Origin of the sequence: Methanobrevibacter thaueri (genome assembly GCF_015062905.1) — an archaeon.
Taxonomy (GTDB): Archaea; Methanobacteriota; Methanobacteria; order Methanobacteriales; family Methanobacteriaceae; genus Methanocatella; species Methanocatella thaueri_A.
Genome location: NZ_SUTK01000015.1, coordinates 1 through 17,226, shown reverse-complemented (window position 1 = coordinate 17,226; position 17,226 = coordinate 1). Strand labels below are relative to the sequence as shown.

The following is a 17,226-nucleotide window of genomic DNA, read 5'->3' as shown; positions in this document are numbered from 1 at the left end:
CTTTGGATTAATATGATAAAAAAGGTTCAGGTACTTTGGTATTTAAATAAGGAAGATTTGGAAAACTACTGCATAGATTTTAAGGAATACAAGTCCCATAAGCTTGATGGCTATGAGATTGTTGATGTTGATGAGGATTTGATTTATGATTTATGCGACAGGGATCCTGATAGGCTCGAGCCGTTAGGCTATTTTAAAAATATTAAGGAGCTTGAAAACTATCTCTCCAACACGATTACAAATAATGAATTCGAATTGGATTTGGATTCTCCTGAACTCAAAAGTAAAATCCAGAAGGCAATTGATTCTATTGATTTTACAGGTGAAGACTATTATATCTCAATTGGCGAGGGCATAGGCTGTGATGGTACCAGAATATCAAGCTGGTATGATTCACTTAGAAAGGAATATAACAGTTCTTCTAAGGATAATGTTTGGGTTTTGGCAGTTACAGGATATGACCCTTATGACCTGTCCTTAACCGGCAGGACTTTATCTTATGTTCTTTCTGACATTTTAAATGTAACTGAAGCTTCACTTGATAATCTAATTCCCAATAAAGGCAGAATAAGCATTGAAGAATGGAATGAAATTTTAGACAAGGTTTATAAGAAAAATAAAATATATTTAGGTTTGAACAGGGTTGTATAACTAGTTCAATCCTTTCTTGAATTCGCTTGGCTCAAAGTAGGACACTTTTGCCATGCCGTTATCTATTAGTTCTCTATTGACGTTAGTATCATTAGTGTATACTATGGCCAATGTACGGTCGTACTTATCTTTTGGCTGTTTGTCGTCAATATCGAGATATACTGTTTTTCCAAGGCATTTTTCACTCACGAAGTTTTTTGCCTGGCTGAAATTCGGCTCTTTATCGACTGCACCGACTTGGGTTAGCTGAACCCGACCAACGCCATAAACCCGAATTGTATTTCCGTCAATCACATCAAGACACTTTCCCGCTTTTTCATAATGGACCGTTGTGTTTCCAACCGTCAGTGTTCCCGTTTGATTGACGTCAGTGTTTGTATCGGTCATGAACACATTGGCCAGTGTCAGGACGGTTGTTATCATGAATATGATTAGCAGAATAATTGATATTGTTTTTTTGTTCATTTTGCATTCTCACATTTGTCCTTGAATCTGCAGGATTTGCATTTTTTTGGGTTTTTAGTTGCTTTGAATGGTTTTGTTCCGTCAAACAGTCCATGCATTCTGTCGATTGTGAATTTTATTTGCTTTTCAATGTCCGGTGTAAACACTTCAATCCAAAAGAGGTTTTCGGTTCCCCTTTCTCTAAGTGCTGCCTTGATTTTTCTATCGTCTCCGGTCATGTCCTTGAAAGCGAGGCAGTATGCCCTTACCTGATTCATTGTTGATTCATATGGTGTTCTTCCAGGCTTGTCGTCAATTATGACAATCTCGTCAGGTTTCATCCATATCTCATCAATGTATCCTCTTATGCCGTAATTTGGAGCTACCACAAAGACTTCCCTTGACAGTGAAGCCTGTGTTTTTGATTCCTCAACTGCATCTTCGAATTTTGCAGGGGTTGAGTCCTTTTTGAAAATATCTTCCAGCTCCTTGTGAATCTGGCTTCCATGGGTCATGGCTTTTGTAGGTCCTGTTTCTATGCCTTCAACATACTCGAGATATATCTGGTATTCGCAATATCCCTGCTGATTCAACCAGCTAATGGGGAAATTGTTTTTTCCTTCAATTATTTTAAGGTCTTTTATGGAAGGATGGTCTTTAAAATCATATGTTTTATCATATTCGTTAATGTTTTTCTGTTGCATATTTTTATTTTTGTTGGCAGGAGTATAAATTAATTAACTTTGAAGGCTAAATTAAATTCATGCATTATGTGTCATCAAAAAGTATTCTGTCTAAAAACAATGGGATGAACCTTTACCGTGGATGCAGTCATGGCTGCATATATTGCGATTCAAGAAGTGAAATATATGGCATGAACCACAAATTCGAGGATATCGAAGTAAAGCAGAATTCCCTTGAACTGCTCAAAAAGGAACTCATTAAAAGGCCCCCTGCAATGATTGGGACAGGTGCAATGACAGATCCCTACATTCCACTTGAGAAAAGGTTGGAATATGTCAGAAGAGCATTGAAATTAATTTACAGGTATGGATTCGGATTCACCTGCATCACAAAGTCAGACCTGATTTTAAGGGATTTGGACTTGCTTAAGAAAATCAATGAAAAGTCAAGGGTGGTGGTCCAGATGACGCTAACGACTGCAGACGATGAGCTGTGCAGAATAATCGAGCCCAATGTCTGCCCCACCTCCAGACGTGTTGAGGTGCTTGAAACATTAAGGGAGGCAGGCATTCCTACAGTCGTGTGGCTATGTCCGATTTTGCCATACATTAATGACACTGAAGACAATATAAATTCGATTCTGGATTATTGCATTGAAAGTGAGGTCCATGGAATATTATGCTTCCAGATGGGGCTGACCTTAAGAAAGGGCAACCGGGAATATTTTTACGAAAGTTTGGATAAGAATTTTCCAGGATTGAAGGAAAAGTACATCGAAAAGTTCGGTGATGATTATGAAATCCCATCTCCCAACAATGCCCGGCTGATGAGAATCTTCAAAAAGAGAACTCATGAGCATGGAATTTTAAATGAATTTGGTGAAATATTCGAGTATCTGCATGATTTCCCTTCCAAATCGGTGCAGTCCAGACTAATCTAAACGATTATATAACTTGTTTTTTATATATTAAAATAATGAATTTCGATGAATTGAACATATCTGATGATATCAAAAAGGCTATTGACGAGATGGGGTTTGAAAAGCTAACCCCAATTCAGGAATCCGCAATACCCGAAGCCTTGAATGGCCATGACTTGATCGGCCAGGCTCAAACAGGTTCCGGAAAAACAATCGCATTTGCGATTCCAGTTCTTGAAAGGATTTTCATTCCGGACAAATCTCCGCAGGCGATTATCCTTTGCCCGACTAGGGAATTGTGCATGCAGGTAGCTTCAGAGATTGAAAAGACCGGATCTAAAATCAAAAAGCTGAAGGTGCTTGCGGTTTATGGAGGCCAACCCATAGGCAAGCAGACAAGGGTGCTTAAGAAGGGTGTTCATGTTGTTGTTGGAACACCTGGGCGTGTAATCGACCACATCGAACGTGGAAATCTGGATTTGATAGGAATTGAAAGAGTTGTTTTGGATGAAGCCGATGAAATGTTGGAGATGGGCTTTAGGGAAGATATTGAAACAATTTTGGCAAGAACTCCTCATCAAAGACAAACCCTGCTATTTTCAGCCACAATCCCTCGTGAAATTAAGCAAATCGCAGAAAGATATCAGAAAAATCCAAAATTTATAAAGATATCTGATAAAAGGAAGAATATTCCAAAGATAACACAATATGCCTTCAAATGTGATATAAAAGATAAGTTCAATGGTCTGACCAGATTGCTTGAGGCTTATGATGTGAAATTGGCATTGGTATTCTGCAATACCAAAAAAAGCGTAAATTTCGTTAGTAAACACTTGAAAGATGATTTTAAAGCCGACAGCATTCATGGGGACATGACCCAGCAGGTAAGGGATAAGGTAATGAACAAATTCAGGAACGGAAACATAAACATACTGGTTGCAACGGATGTGGCCGCCAGAGGTTTGGATATCGACAATGTTGATGTCATTGTCAATTATGATGTTCCCCAAAACATAGATGATTATATTCACAGAATCGGAAGAACTGCAAGAGCCGGAAAAAGGGGATTTGCATTCACCCTGGTTTCAAAGGATGAAATTGTAAGATTCAACAATATCAGAAAGGCAAACAATGTTAAAATCATCGAAAAGGAGTTTCCCACGCTCGGAGAAATAGATGCAATCAAAACCAAAAAACTGTTGAATGATGCAAAATCATTAATCCGTGATGGAAATTTGGAAAGATATGAAAAAATAGTTGATGATGCAGAAGAAGATAATTCAAAATTAGCTGCTGCATTATTGAGGATGTTAGTGGAAAATTAATTATTTTCCACCGTCGATAATATTATATTTAATTTTCTCGTTTTCAAGCTCTCGTGTAAATGCCTTGCTCATGTCTCCAACACAGATTGCAAGGACGTTCAATCCTTTACGGGCAGCGTTTGCAGTAGCTTGAGGAGCGGCATATTCTATATCAATGCTTAATCCAAGTTTTTTAACGATAGCTCTTGAAACAGTACCTGCAACAGCAATCTTGTCTATTTCTTCACCGCTGTTTGTTCCTTTTTCATAGACATTTTTAATTAACTCCAAATCGCTTGCTTTGGATCCTCCGTCTTTGATTGTAGGAACATTTATTACAGTAACTTCTCCCACATTCATGTCAATTATTCCTGTGAGTTTGGTCAGCGCTACATCCATGTTCTCTTCGGCGTCTTCAAGAACGATACCTGTTGCATTTTCTTCTTTTTTGTGAGCATACAGAACTCCGTCGTCCATATATAATCCTACAATATCATCCTTTTTCAAATCTTCTTTTGCGATAGCAGGCCATATTGTTTTATAATGGTTCATAGTTTCTAAAACAGAGTCACTATATTTTCTTAAGCTTATTGCATCCTTTTTAACCTTATCAATACCACTTTGAGTGATTTTGTATGGTGATCTTCCATCTTTAGAAGTTATATATCCTAATTCGATTAATGTTTTAATATTTTCAGAAACTGCCTGAATTGTAATGTCTAATTTTTCAGCCAAATCTTTTTGTTTGAGGTGAGGGTCTTGTTTTGATATTTCACTTAGTATTTGGAAATGTGTTAATGCACCTCTTTTTTTAAAAGCCTTCATATTTCATTCCTCAATTGTAATTGATTAATTAGTATTTTTATCTTTACTACTATATATACTAATTTGTTAGTTGGCCTTCAAGTTCATTATTGAATCGTTCAAAAAATTCATCTTTTTTGTCGATAGGTATATAAGCTCCGCATGCCATTGAGTGTCCACCACCTGTTCCACCAACTTCTGCTGAAACCTTACGAATTATATTTCCAAAATGAATTCCATCGTATGAGAGGAGTCTAGAACATCTTAAAGATATTTTTAATCCTGTATTATCTGTTTGGGTAAATCCTATAACTGGCTTTTTCCAATCGCAGTATCCCAGTATCATTCCAGTGATGGTACCGACAATTTCAGGTTTAATTCCGGTTCCATCAAAATATTGCAAGTTTTTAAGGTCAATTATATTTGATTGTTCACCATCGCTAACCTTTTCTATTGATTGTGCCAAATTGCGTCGGTGATCTCTGCTGATGCTTTCCAGTTCATCCAATGATGAACATCTGTCACCTTTAAGAACTTCCATGGCAACTTTTTCCTCATGATTTCTTCCACAGGCGTTCATGGCTGTTGAAAACTCTGATCCGTCCCTTAAAAAGCTATGTTCATCCTCTTTGATGAATGTATATGAATCTCCAATAATCAATTGGGGAATATATTGAACATATTTTCCTGGAACCACCTGTGATATCATTTGTGAAAGACGTTGGTACAGCCTGCCCTTCTCTTCCATTGTCAGTTCGTTCAAGGTTTTCCTGTGATGTTTCTCATCAATTCCAAGCTCTTCTAGAATTGCCATAGTTTCGGCGGTATTGTTTGTAATCGGAAGCTTGACGTCATTGAAATATGAAAGGGCCACGAATAACGGACGGGTATTTCTTCCGTATATATTGATGTCGTTTTTGATAACTTCGAGGTATCCTCCATCGATTGCGTCCTGCTGAATGATTTCATTCAGTCCTTCAAAATGTCCGCTTTTTGTATTTTGCATATCTCCAATGGCGGACAGCACCCCAATCCAGCTCAAGTCGGTATATCCGAATTCCTTTGAAAGGAAATAGCATAGTCCTCCGCCGCAAACATAGTATGAGCCGTCGATGCCGTGGTGGTGTGGATTGATCTCCAGATATGTGTAGTCCTTTCCGATTCTATAGTCGAGGTCCCTTAAAGGTGGGTGGTGGTCTAAAATCAGAATCTTTTGACCTTCCTTTGCTTTGGTGTCAATAAGCTGGCCGGACCCCAAATCTGAAAATATTGTGAGTTCGTGGTCCAAATCCAGATTGTCCAAAACATCCAGGTTTACGAATTCAATTTCATGTTCTTTATTTTCTCTGTCTAGTATGGTTGATAGTATTGCGCCTGAACAGATTCCGTCACAGTCGATGTGTGAATAGATTTTGATGCTGGTTGATGATTCAATAATCTTTTTTGCCTCATGATACTGTTCAGACATTAGTTGTGGTATTTGCATAATAATCAGTTTCTCATATTTTTAATTTCTAAGCTGACTTCACGTAGAAGTTCCAATTTTGTTCCTTCCCATTCAACAAGTATTCTTCCGGATTTTTCATACCACTTTCCAGGGTATGAAACTTCTTTTTGAACACTGTGTTGTAATCCAAGTCTTTTTACAGCTCTTTCAATGTCTGAAAGGCTAGGTTCCGCTACGGCATATTCCTTAGCGATTTTGCGCCCTTCCTTCAGGGTCAAGTTTTTATCCAAATATTGTGGCCAGATAGTTATCATTTTATCACCTGTCTAATTCTTCAAATAATAGCTCCATCATGTCCGGAACTGTGTAAGTGTCTGGGTAAATGTAGGTAATGTCATATTTGTCCAGAACCTTTGCGGTAATTGGACCGATGCATACTGTCAATAGGTTATCTGACAGCAGTCCTGCGATCTTCTGCTTGTCATCCACTATTTCAAAGAAGTTTTCGACAGTCAGCGGACTTGTAAATGTAATTGCATCAATTTTCCTGTTTTCAATTTTTTCAATGAGTTCTTTCACTGCATTTTCATCCATCGGAAAGAGTGATTTGTATGCTTCGGCTAAAATCACTTTATTTCCAAGTTTTTCCAGCTCTTCAGGCAGAACAGGTCTTGCAGAAGCGGTTCTTGGAATTCCAATTGTTTTACCGGTGATGCCTTGCTTTTTAAACTCTTCGATAAGGCCTTCGGCTGTAAACTCTTCAGGCATCAGGTCAACAGTCATGCCTTCTTTTTCGGCCAATTTTCCGGTTTTGTTTCCAATGACTGCCAATTTGCAGTTCAGGCTTTTCAAAAAGTCCGGATGAAACTGTTTCAGTGAAACTATTGTTGTCGGGGATGTGAATATGATCCAATCAAGCTCATCCTTTTTTGCAACCAAATCCTTTAGGGATTGTGTGTTGACCGGTTTCAAATCAAGTGTTGGCGCCAATATCGGCTCGCCACCTAATTCTCTAACAATTTCGCAGGCTTTCTTAGCCCTGTCTTTTGGTCTTGTTATTGCAACAACAGGTTTTGACATTTTTCATTACCTTCATTAATTTAATAATGTAATATATTATGTTTCAACTTTTTAATATGATTTTTCATTGTTTATATTATTCTAAAAATTGATCTTTTCTGGAAAATTTACTTTGACAGTTAATTGTTGCGAATGTTAACATTATATAATATGAAAAACTATTTTTAAATAGGTGATAATATGAGTAATGTACTTGTCGCTTATTTTTCAGCTAGCGGAGTAACTAAAGGCATAGCTGAAAAGATAGCGAATGAAAACGGTTATGATATATTTGAAATAGTTCCTGAAGAAATTTACACTCCCGAAGACCTGGACTGGACAGACAAGAACTCCAGATCAACAATAGAAATGAACGACAAGGAATTCAGGCCTCCTATTGCCGAGTCATGTGACGTAAGCGGATATGATATAGTTGCAATAGGTTTCCCTGTATGGTGGTATACAGCTCCTACAATAATCAACACTTTCATTGAAAGCGTTGATTTAAGCGGAAAGACAATCAAGGCATTCTGTACCTCTGGAGGTTCTGGAATCGATAAATGTGTTAGCGATTTGGCAAACACCTATCCAGAACTCAATTTCGCAAAAGGAATGAGGTTCATGGGGGATGTTTCAAAAGCTAAAGGATGGATTGAAGATGAGTAAGAAAGTAGTTGTAATAAGCTCCTCCCCAAGAAAAGGGGGAAATTCCGATACTATGTGTGATGAGTTTGTAATGGGAGCAATGGATGCCGGAAATGATGTGGTTAAGTATTTTCTGGATGATATTGAATTTTCTTCCTGCAAAGCTTGCTACAAATGCAAGACCCCTGAAATGAAGTGTTTCCAGGAAGACCAAATCTCTGAAATTCTTGATAAAATGATGGAAGCCGATGTAATACTGTATGCAACACCGGTATACTATTACGGTATGTGCGGAACATTGAAGATGTTTTTTGACAGGTGCTATCCGATATTCAGGGATCTTGAAAACAAGGATTATTACATAATACTTGCTGCGGGCAGCAGCTGTGGAGATACATTGGCAGGAATTAGAAACTTCATCGGTTTTTCTAAAAATCCGACAGAAAAAGAAGTATTTGAAGTCTTAGGCAATGTTAAATCTCAAAACGATCAATTGAAAAAGGCATATGATGCAGGTTTCAATTGCTGAAAATTAAAAAATATAGGAAAGTATTATCTTTCCTATTTAAATTGATTTGAACTGTTGTATGTTTTGCCGTCAACAGTTAAAGTGTATTCACCATATTCAATGTTTCCATTCAATTCCAATGATGAAACTGTACTGTCGCCGGTCAAAGTCCAGGTAGAACCTTCACCTACACTAACGGTTGTATTTCCAGTTGAATTGATTGCTCCTTTAAATTGGGTATTTTTCATGTTCCAGTTTAAGGAACTGATAGCATCAACGATGACATTACCTGCAATATTCTCATTTTCAGTGTTTAACTCACAGGTTCCTCCATTGGATCCTTCATTTCCCCATTGGTTTTGACCGGAGGATTCCAGAAATACTCCGCTGTTGAAACTGAGTTCTGTGTTTTCCAGGTTGATTACACAGGCAGTATTGGTAATGTGGAACATTGGAGCCTCTTTGGATACTGGTGAGTCTTCAGCTATTGCTAATTTTGAATTTTTAGCGGTAAATGTGGATGTTCCAACATCAGCATCCCCACTCATGCTTTGGTAGATGAATATTCCTCCCAAATCAACGTATGTATCACCATCCTGTCTGTTGCCTTCTGCAAATCCTGTCATATCACAGTTTGTCAATTCAATTGAGTTTTTACCTTCAATGCATGCGATTTGAGATACATAGGATGTACCTTTGGTGTTTTCTGCGGTAATGTTTCCAGTTGAATAGATTAGTGGTGATCCTCTGCCGCTGGTTTTGCTGACTCCTGTATTGATTTCGGAGTTTTTGACATGAACTTGCCCTTCTCCACGGTCTGTTGCAAGAGCAGCACAGCTTTGCCCGTCAGTGTTGATGATGACATTTTCGGCATTGATTGCTCCGTTGTAGGTTGCATCAAGGCCTCTTGACTTGTCTGAATGGGTGGTTATCTTAACATTGTTGATGTTTGCTTCTGTGCTTCCTTCAATAGTGCTTTGTCCAGGCTGTTCTCCACCACCTTGTCCGTCAGGTGCTTCTGGAGCCTGTCCTGCTTCCCCACCATTTCCATCAGGCATTTCAGGTGGTTGGCCTCCTTCTCCACCGCCATTGCCCATAGCTTCAGGTGGTTGGCTTCCTTCTCCTGAACCTTGTTGCGGGTTATCTCTGCTTGAAGAGGATGCATTTGCATTGGTGACGAAAATACCGTTTGACCCTTTGGAATCGGTAGTTATTTCCACGTTTGAAATGTCCAATGTACCATTTGTATTGACTAAAACGGCAGAGTTAACTCCATAGAAATCGGCGTCGTCACCGCTGGTTGCAGTATCTCCGGTTTTATTGACTGCTGAGTTTGCTAATTTTAGATTTCCGCCATTTTTGATTAAAATGGAATTGGTGTCTGCATTGTCACTGTGATAGTATCCGTTATGTTCATCCAAACTTTCAGAGTCGACAACAAGGTTTCCTCTGTCTTCCAGAGCATTTGCATCAATGCTGACTGATCCATTGCTTGAATAATTGGAATTTGTCAGTGCAAATGCCGCTGCACAAATTATTATTATTGCAATAATTGCAATCAGATATTTTTTGTTCATGAAAGTAATAACTCGTAAGTAATATTTAAGTATTTTGAATGATTATTTATATTTTTTTTAGATTGTTGTAATATGTTTAATTATTGATTTGGCCTATAATGATATCAACTTGCCCCTATTATTTTTTAGGGTTCAATTAACACTTATTTTCAGAATTTAAATTCTTAAAAAATTTAAAATTTGTTTTTGGCGGTGCATGATATATGGTACATTTTTATGTATCAATTTCCAATATATTATTATAAATTATTAAAATGGAAATGAAAATTATGGCAGATAAAAATGAATGGGGCAGTAATCTATCTTTCATATTGGCAATGATAGGTTCTGCCGTTGGACTTGGAAATATTTGGAGATATCCTTATGTACTCTATTCTAATGGTGGAGGAGCGTTTTACATCCCTTATATTGTAGCTATTCTTTTAATGGGAATTCCATTCCTGATTTTGGAGTATGGTGTGGGGTATAATTTTAAATCTTCTTTTGCAAAGGCTGCAAGAAAGATAAACTCCAAATGTGAGTATTTAGGCTGGTTTTTACCGGTTGCTGTTTTTATGATTATGATTTACTACTCAGCCATTCTCGGTTGGGACGGAATATATATAGTTTTGAGTTTCTTTAAGGGTTGGGGAGCAAATCCGGATGCTTTCTTTGCAACCACTCTCCTACAATCTTCAGAATCTTTCACTGGTTTATTTAATTTCATCCCGGTTATTGCAATTGCTATGCTTGTCGGATGGATAATTATTTGGTTTATTTCACACAGGGATCTTGAAGCAGGGCTTGGAAAGGTTTCAAAAGTCTTGGTGCCTGCATTGTTTATCATTATGGTTATCATAGTGATATTTTCATTGACTTTACCTGGTGCCTCAATCGGTCTTGCAGAGTTGTTCAATCCTGACTGGTCACTTTTAGGACATTTTGAAATTTGGATGGCTGCATTTGGACAAATTGTATTTTCATTAAGTTTGGGAATGTCAATTGCTTTTACTTATGCCAGTTATACTAAAGACGATGCTGATTTAATCACAAATACAATATCCATCGCTCTTGCCAATTCATTGTTTGAAAACTTTGCAGCGCTGGGTGTATTTTCAATTTTAGGTTATATGTCATTGCAATCAGGAACTGCAGTTTCAGAGCTTGTAACTCAAGGAACTGGACTTGTGTTTGTCGTTTATCCTACTGTGTTTAATGTATTGGGTCAATGGGCATATGTTCTTGGACCGTTGTTCTTTTTGACAGTTTATCTTGCAGGCCTTACAAGCATATTGTCTACAGTTGAACCATTGTCATTTTCAATTCAAAACAAGTTTGGACATTCAAGGTCAAAGACAATGACAATGCTGATCATTGTTGGTACTTGCATATCAATGATTTATGCAACCGCATTTGGAGGAACCCTCTTGGGTTTTGTCGATACTTTTATTAACCAGATTGCATTGCTGTTTGGTGTAGTGGTTGAATGTATTATCTTTGCTTGGATATTTAAGGCTGAAAAATTAATTGATTTCCTTAATTCAAAATCTAAAACCATTACTCTTGGAAAATGGTGGTTGCTGATTGTCAAATATATCCTTCCAATATTCATTTCTATTATTTGGATTGGCGGAATGTTTGACGTGGTTCGCAGCTGTTCATTTGAACAGATGATTTTCACTATTGCATCTGCAGTCATTCTATTGGTTGCCACTTTGATATTTACAATATTGCCTGCAAAAAATCCTGAATGGAATAATACTGAAGAAAGAGTTTGAATTCGGTTAAATTTTTAAATTTAACCTTCTATTTTTTTTTAATTAAAATTAGGTCATTTGAAAAAGCAGTTTAAAACATTATTTTCATTATCCGTAAGGGTAATGTTTCCAATACTGTTTGAATCCTCGTTTACACTATCAGAATCATTGTCCTGAGAGGTACTGGTGTTTGCATCATCTGTGCAGTAGACTCCCATTACCAGACCTAATATTGATAGTAGAAATATCAGAAGTATTGCAGTATTTTTCATGTTCATAATAATAATTTTATTTTAGTAATATATAAATTGATAGAAAAATATTTAAATGGATTTGGTTATATATCTATTGAAAGCTTTGTGAGGTGAAAATATGAAAGGTTTTATTTTATTAATATTGGGCATCATCGCCGTGATATTGGTTGTCGGCGGTGCAGCTGCAGTAAGTGTAGTTCATGAAGCAGGAATTGAGAATATAAACGCAGATACGGTGGGCCAAATTATGGATAAAATGTTTAATAGTCAATCTTCAGAAAGTTCAGATTCATCATCAGATTCCGGCAATGTCGTGGATATTGTTAAGGAAGAGGTTAAGCAGAATTATCAAAATGGTGAAGGTTCCTATAGGGAAGTCACCTATGAGGATGGTGGATTCAGACAATATGATACACAAACCGGTGAATTGATAGGTTCCTCATATGAGTCAGATCAAAGCAAACTTCCAAGTCTGGAATGAGTAAGATGATTTTAAGTGATTTGCTGATTCATTTCAGTATCGATGAGGATTTGCCGGAGTATCTTTTAAATCAAACATTCAACAAAGTTTTTCTTGATGGAAAACTTACAAAAGAAGGAAATACTTATGAAATAGCAGTTACAACACGCCAGAATGTAACACATCACTTGTTTATAAAACCTGGTGAGGAATTTCCAGTAATTGTTTTGTCCGAACTTCCAAACGGCCTTTTGAATGGCATGAAGTTCCCGCAAAATGAAAGTGTCGGAATTCCAATCAACAAATTATAACTGCTATTTTTTTCTCTATTTTTAACTATTTTTATATAATATTACAATCAAAAATAATAATATAATAATTTAATATTTTGTTGATATCATGGACAAAAAAGAGTTAATTAATTCTGGAAAAGTGAAAAGCGTTTTCACTACTGATAATCCTGATGAGGTCATAATTGAGTTTAGGGATGACATGACCGCAGGTGATGGTGCAAGAAAAGAAGTGATGGACAATAAAGGAGCTTACAATGCTGTAATTTCCGCTAAAATATTTAAGGTTTTGGAGGAAAATGGTGTTGCAACTCAATTTGTCGACTTGCCTGAACCTAATGTCATGATTGCAAAAAAGCTTGAAATGATTCCGATTGAGGTTATTGTAAGAAATATTGCTACCGGCAGTCTGGTTCGCAAATATCCTATCGAAGAGGGTACTAAATTGGATCCTCCTTTGGTTCAAATGGATTATAAGGATGATGAGTATCACGACCCTATGCTTAACAGGTCACTCATAAGGGCGCTGGACATAGCTACAGACGAAGAGGTCGATATCCTGATTGAAAAGGCATTGAAGATCAATGAGGTCTTGACCAAATTCTTTGCCGATGCAGGAATTATCCTCGTTGATTATAAGGTCGAGTTCGGTAAGGATAAGGACGGAAACATTCTTTTGGGTGATGAGATATCTCCTGACGGATGCAGATTATGGGACAGTGAAACCCTGGAAATGTTGGACAAGGAACTGTTCCGCGAAGGAAAGGACAATGAAGTAATGGCGGCTTATATTGAAGTTTATAATAGAGTTATTCCAGATGATGAAAAGGTGATTTAGATGTTATTTGATATTGAAATTAAAATCTCATTGAAAAGCGGTATGTTAAACCCTGAAGCTACTCAAGTTGAAAGATCACTTGATTTATTAGGTTACGAAGTAAAAAACGTTAAGACTGTTGAAACCATCAAATTCCAAATGGAAGGGGAAGACAGGGAAGCAATCAGAGAAAATGTTGTAGACATGTGCGAAAGATTGCTTTGCAATCCTGTAATTCATGATTATAAGATTAACGTTATTCCACAGAACATGGCTTGCGGTAAGTAGGTGTATATGATGAAAATTGGAGTAATTAGATTTCCAGGAACCAACTGTGACCGTGATGTGGCAAAAGCTGTTGAGCTTGCCGGCCTCACCCCGGAATATGTCTGGTGGAGTGAAGAGAAACTCGCTGACTATGACGGTATCGTTATTCCTGGAGGATTCTCATATGGAGATTACTTGAGGGCTGGTGCAATGGCATCCATTACACCGGTAATTGATGGAATTAAGGAATTGGTAAAAGAAGAAAAACCTGTTTTAGGAATATGTAATGGAGCACAGATTTTAGGTGAAATTGGACTTGTTCCAGGTGTTTTCATTACAAATGAGACTCCTAAATTCAACTGCGAATGGGTCAATTTGAAAGTTGCCACTTCAAGAACCCCATTTACAAAGGCATTCAAAAAGGACCAGACAATAGCTCTTCCAATTGCACATGCCGAAGGAAGATTCTACACAGAGGACATCGATTTGTTAAAAGATCAAGACCAAATCGTATTGCAGTTTGAAGGCAAAAACCCTAATGGTTCAATGGAAGCCATTACAAGCGTATGTGATGAATCCGGCCTCGTTTGCGCAATGATGCCTCACCCTGAAAGGGCGTGCGAGGAATTGTTCGGTTCCGATGATGGTTTAAACTTTTTCAAAGGATTTTTATAAAGTGATAAGATGGTAGTTTATTTAATTGGTGCAGGACCTGGAGATGCTGATTTAATAACTCTTAAGGCTGTGAAGGCTTTGAATAAAGCTGATGTTGTATTGTATGATTATTTGGCAAATGAAGAAATATTGGCTCATGCTCCGGATACTGCTGAAAGAATATATGTCGGTAAGAAGGCAGGCGAGCATTACAAAACTCAGGATGAAATAAATGAGTTGATAATCGAGCAGGCTCAAAATCATGAAAATGTCGTAAGGCTTAAGGGAGGTGACCCTTTTGTCTTTGGCCGTGGAGGAGAAGAGATATTGGCTTTAATGGAACATGATATCAAATTTGTAGTTATTCCAGGTGTAACTTCAGCCATTGGAGCACCAACTTCACTAGGACTACCAGTAACCCATAGGGCAGTAGCAACCTCAGTCACTATTGTAACAGGTCATGAGGACCCGACAAAACCTGAAAGCCAAGTGCACTGGGACTATACTGCTGACACCCTGATAATATTGATGGGTATAGGAAACATTAAAGAGAATACTGCTGAAATCATGAGATATCGCTCGGCGGACACTCCTGTCTGTGCGGTTGAAAGCGGAACATTGCCAAATCAGAATCTGGTATTTGGAACTCTTGATGATATTTCCGATAAGAATATCAACACTCCTGCGATTCTGATTATAGGGGATGTTGTAAAAATGTATAAGGAAATTTATGATTATCAAAGGTGATTAGATGTGCGGAATTGTTGGCTGTATATTAAAGGACGATAGTGATGTTGCACCTATTCTTTTTGACTGTATTTCAAAGCTAGAGTATAGGGGATATGATTCCATAGGTTTAGCTACATTCTTTGAAGATAAGATTAACATCAAGAAGGATAAGGGTAAAATCGCTGAAGTGGATAAGAAGCTGAATCTTACAGACATGCCTGGAAACTTGGGTATAGCTCACGTAAGATGGGCAACACATGGAGACCCTTCAAAGCTTAATTCTCACCCTCATGTAGATGAGGACAATACTGTGGCAGTAGTCCACAACGGTATAATTGAAAATTATCTGGAAATAAAGGAGAAACTGATTCTTGAAGGTCATGTGTTCAAGTCAGATACCGATACTGAAGTGATTCCTCACTTGATTCAAAAGTTCATGGCTGAAAAGTTCGACCTTGAACATGCCGTCAGAAAAACAATCGATATTATTGAAGGGGCTTATGCAATTGCAGCGATTGCAGTAAATGAGCCTGATAAGATTGTTGCAACACGTAAGGATTCACCGTTGATTGTCGGACTCGGTGAAGATGGATACTATTTGGCTTCAGACTCTCCGGCAATTCTAAAGTATGCCCGTGACATCATATATCCCGAAAGGGGAGAGATAGTCATTTTGGATAAGGATGGTGTCGTTGTTCATGACGAATTTGACAATGTTGTCAACAAGGAAATAGAAACAATTAACTGGACACCTGAAATGGCTGAAAAAGAAGGCTATGACCACTTCATGATAAAGGAAATTAATGAACAGGCAATTGCCGTTAGGAATACTTTAACCCAAAGGGACAACATCAAGGAGATCATTGATGAAGTTGGGGATGTTCAAAGAATCTGTTTTGTTGCATGCGGTACATCTTACCATGCATCCCTTACAGGCAAATATCTGATAGAGTCTCTTGCAGGCATTCCTACTGATGTGATTCTTGCATCCGAATTCAAGTATTCTGCCAATACCCTGAATGAAAAGACATTAGTCATATTCATTTCCCAATCAGGTGAAACAGCAGATTCACTTAAGGCTTTGGATGTGGCCAATGAAACTTCTGTAACCTTAGGTATAGTTAATGTTGCAGGTTCATCCATTACAAGACGTGCCCAACATGTCATTCAAACTCAGGCAGGTCCTGAAATTGGGGTTGCAGCAACCAAAACCTATGTTGCACAATTGACTGCAATCTATTTGCTTGCAGCTTTGATATCCAAAAATTCAGAGCTTTTAAAGGAGCTTGACAAGGTTCCGGATTTCATTGATGAGACCCTGGAAAATGTTGAATTGGTCGAGGAGCTGTCCAAAAGATATAACTATGCCCGTGATTTCTTCTATTTGGGAAGAGGTTATTCATATCCTACAGCACTTGAAGGTGCATTGAAACTCAAGGAAATTACTTATATACACGGTGAAGGTTATGCCGCCGGTGAACTGAAACATGGGCCTTTGGCTTTAATTGATGAAGGAATTCCGGTCGTTGTTGTGATTCCTCCAGGAGACAACTATAGAAAAACAATGAGTAATCTGGAAGAAGTCAAATCTCGTGGAGCCAATGTGTTAGCTATTGGATCAGATGGAGATGAATCTCTAAAAGCCAAAGCTGATGCGGTAATTGCAATAAACAGTGAAGTTAAAGAGATTATTGCACCATTGGTTTATATTGTTCCGTTGCAGTTGATAGCCTATTATATTACTCTTGAGAAGGGTCACGACCCTGACAAGCCTAAAAATCTGGCAAAATGTGTGACTGTAGAATAATCTAATTTTATAGCTTAAATCTTATTTAAGCTATTAAAATCTATTTTTTTTTTAATATTTATTTATTTAAATCTTTATTTTAATGATTTAATTTGTATATTTTTGTTTTATCTATTTTTAAAAAATTTGGCTGTTTAATGATAAGTTTCATTAATATCTTTTTAAAATAT

General features: G+C 37.5%; 21 protein-coding genes. 13 read left to right on the top strand and 8 right to left on the bottom strand.

All coding sequences use genetic code 11. The features are described 5' to 3' along the window. Positions 1-12: 12 nt before the first annotated feature. Positions 13-651 carry a hypothetical protein gene (locus E7Z79_RS04545; protein ID WP_303738789.1) on the top strand — a complete coding sequence of 213 codons (639 nt, stop codon included), beginning with the start codon at positions 13-15 and terminating at the stop codon, positions 649-651. On the opposite strand, the gene E7Z79_RS04540 is transcribed toward E7Z79_RS04545, so the two are convergent. After that, positions 652-1,116 carry a thermonuclease family protein gene (locus tag E7Z79_RS04540; protein ID WP_303738788.1) on the bottom strand — a complete coding sequence of 155 codons (465 nt, stop codon included), beginning with the start codon at positions 1,114-1,116 and terminating at the stop codon, positions 652-654. Continuing rightward, positions 1,113-1,799 (bottom strand): CRISPR-associated protein Cas4, encoded by a 687-nt coding sequence (gene cas4, locus E7Z79_RS04535; protein ID WP_303738787.1) that lies wholly within the window; start codon positions 1,797-1,799, stop codon positions 1,113-1,115. The genes E7Z79_RS04540 and cas4 overlap by 4 nt, the downstream gene beginning before the upstream one ends. Before the next feature lie 59 nt (positions 1,800-1,858). Between cas4 and E7Z79_RS04530 the strand changes: the two genes are divergently transcribed. After that, positions 1,859-2,719, top strand: a complete 861-nt coding sequence (locus tag E7Z79_RS04530) for a radical SAM protein (RefSeq protein ID WP_303738786.1) — start codon at positions 1,859-1,861, stop codon at positions 2,717-2,719. A 35-nt stretch (positions 2,720-2,754) separates the two neighbouring features. After that, on the top strand, positions 2,755-4,023 hold the full coding sequence (locus E7Z79_RS04525) for a DEAD/DEAH box helicase (protein ID WP_303738785.1): 1,269 nt from the start codon (positions 2,755-2,757) through the stop codon (positions 4,021-4,023). Here E7Z79_RS04525 and E7Z79_RS04520 read toward each other — a convergent pair whose 3' ends face one another. From E7Z79_RS04520 to E7Z79_RS04505, 4 genes are read right to left on the bottom strand one after another with little or no spacing between them, the layout of a single operon-like run. Continuing rightward, on the bottom strand, positions 4,024-4,827 hold the full coding sequence (locus E7Z79_RS04520; protein ID WP_303738784.1) for a winged helix-turn-helix transcriptional regulator: 804 nt from the start codon (positions 4,825-4,827) through the stop codon (positions 4,024-4,026). It abuts the gene before it with no gap. A 58-nt stretch (positions 4,828-4,885) separates the two neighbouring features. Then, complete coding sequence (gene recJ, locus E7Z79_RS04515) at positions 4,886-6,295, bottom strand: single-stranded-DNA-specific exonuclease RecJ (protein ID WP_303738816.1); 1,410 nt, start codon at positions 6,293-6,295, stop codon at positions 4,886-4,888. 2 nt (positions 6,296-6,297) lie between these two features. After that, on the bottom strand, positions 6,298-6,567 hold the full coding sequence (locus E7Z79_RS04510) for a signal recognition particle subunit SRP19/SEC65 family protein (RefSeq protein ID WP_303738783.1): 270 nt from the start codon (positions 6,565-6,567) through the stop codon (positions 6,298-6,300). 4 nt (positions 6,568-6,571) lie between these two features. After that, entirely contained in the window at positions 6,572-7,333 is a 762-nt protein-coding gene (locus tag E7Z79_RS04505) for a uroporphyrinogen-III synthase (protein ID WP_303738782.1), read from the bottom strand. 180 nt (positions 7,334-7,513) lie between these two features. Between E7Z79_RS04505 and E7Z79_RS04500 the strand changes: the two genes are divergently transcribed. Together E7Z79_RS04500 and E7Z79_RS04495 are read left to right on the top strand one after the other, a co-directional pair. Next, complete coding sequence (locus E7Z79_RS04500) at positions 7,514-7,978, top strand: flavodoxin (RefSeq protein ID WP_303738781.1); 465 nt, start codon at positions 7,514-7,516, stop codon at positions 7,976-7,978. After that, on the top strand, positions 7,941-8,486 hold the full coding sequence (locus E7Z79_RS04495; RefSeq protein ID WP_303738780.1) for a flavodoxin family protein: 546 nt from the start codon (positions 7,941-7,943) through the stop codon (positions 8,484-8,486). The genes E7Z79_RS04500 and E7Z79_RS04495 overlap by 38 nt, the downstream gene beginning before the upstream one ends. A gap of 32 nt (positions 8,487-8,518) precedes the next feature. On the opposite strand, the gene E7Z79_RS04490 is transcribed toward E7Z79_RS04495, so the two are convergent. Next, the gene (locus E7Z79_RS04490) at positions 8,519-10,042 is read right to left on the bottom strand and encodes a hypothetical protein (RefSeq protein ID WP_303738779.1); all 1,524 of its coding nucleotides are present in this window, start codon (positions 10,040-10,042) and stop codon (positions 8,519-8,521) included. Positions 10,043-10,311: 269 nt separating this feature from the next. On the opposite strand from E7Z79_RS04490, the gene E7Z79_RS04485 reads away from it, so the two are divergent. Next, complete coding sequence (locus tag E7Z79_RS04485; protein ID WP_303738778.1) at positions 10,312-11,799, top strand: sodium-dependent transporter; 1,488 nt, start codon at positions 10,312-10,314, stop codon at positions 11,797-11,799. A 53-nt stretch (positions 11,800-11,852) separates the two neighbouring features. On the opposite strand, the gene E7Z79_RS04480 is transcribed toward E7Z79_RS04485, so the two are convergent. Beyond that, positions 11,853-12,056, bottom strand: a complete 204-nt coding sequence (locus E7Z79_RS04480; protein WP_303738777.1) for a hypothetical protein — start codon at positions 12,054-12,056, stop codon at positions 11,853-11,855. A 94-nt stretch (positions 12,057-12,150) separates the two neighbouring features. On the opposite strand from E7Z79_RS04480, the gene E7Z79_RS04475 reads away from it, so the two are divergent. The 7 genes from E7Z79_RS04475 (at position 12,151) to glmS (ending at position 17,056) form a co-directional block, all read left to right on the top strand. After that, entirely contained in the window at positions 12,151-12,513 is a 363-nt protein-coding gene (locus E7Z79_RS04475; RefSeq protein ID WP_303738776.1) for a flagellar protein, FliL, read from the top strand. Then, the gene (locus E7Z79_RS04470) at positions 12,510-12,803 is read left to right on the top strand and encodes a hypothetical protein (RefSeq protein ID WP_303738775.1); all 294 of its coding nucleotides are present in this window, start codon (positions 12,510-12,512) and stop codon (positions 12,801-12,803) included. The genes E7Z79_RS04475 and E7Z79_RS04470 overlap by 4 nt, the downstream gene beginning before the upstream one ends. Positions 12,804-12,891: 88 nt before the next feature. Next, entirely contained in the window at positions 12,892-13,620 is a 729-nt protein-coding gene (purC, locus tag E7Z79_RS04465; protein WP_303738774.1) for a phosphoribosylaminoimidazolesuccinocarboxamide synthase, read from the top strand. Further along, positions 13,621-13,887, top strand: a complete 267-nt coding sequence (purS, locus tag E7Z79_RS04460; RefSeq protein WP_292603729.1) for a phosphoribosylformylglycinamidine synthase subunit PurS — start codon at positions 13,621-13,623, stop codon at positions 13,885-13,887. A 9-nt stretch (positions 13,888-13,896) separates the two neighbouring features. After that, positions 13,897-14,541, top strand: a complete 645-nt coding sequence (gene purQ, locus E7Z79_RS04455; RefSeq protein WP_303738773.1) for a phosphoribosylformylglycinamidine synthase subunit PurQ — start codon at positions 13,897-13,899, stop codon at positions 14,539-14,541. 9 nt (positions 14,542-14,550) lie between these two features. Next, positions 14,551-15,267: a uroporphyrinogen-III C-methyltransferase gene (cobA, locus tag E7Z79_RS04450; RefSeq protein WP_303738772.1), complete on the top strand. Its 717-nt coding sequence runs from the start codon at positions 14,551-14,553 to the stop codon at positions 15,265-15,267. Positions 15,268-15,271: 4 nt separating this feature from the next. Beyond that, positions 15,272-17,056: a glutamine--fructose-6-phosphate transaminase (isomerizing) gene (gene glmS, locus E7Z79_RS04445; RefSeq protein ID WP_303738771.1), complete on the top strand. Its 1,785-nt coding sequence runs from the start codon at positions 15,272-15,274 to the stop codon at positions 17,054-17,056. Positions 17,057-17,226 lie beyond the last annotated feature (170 nt).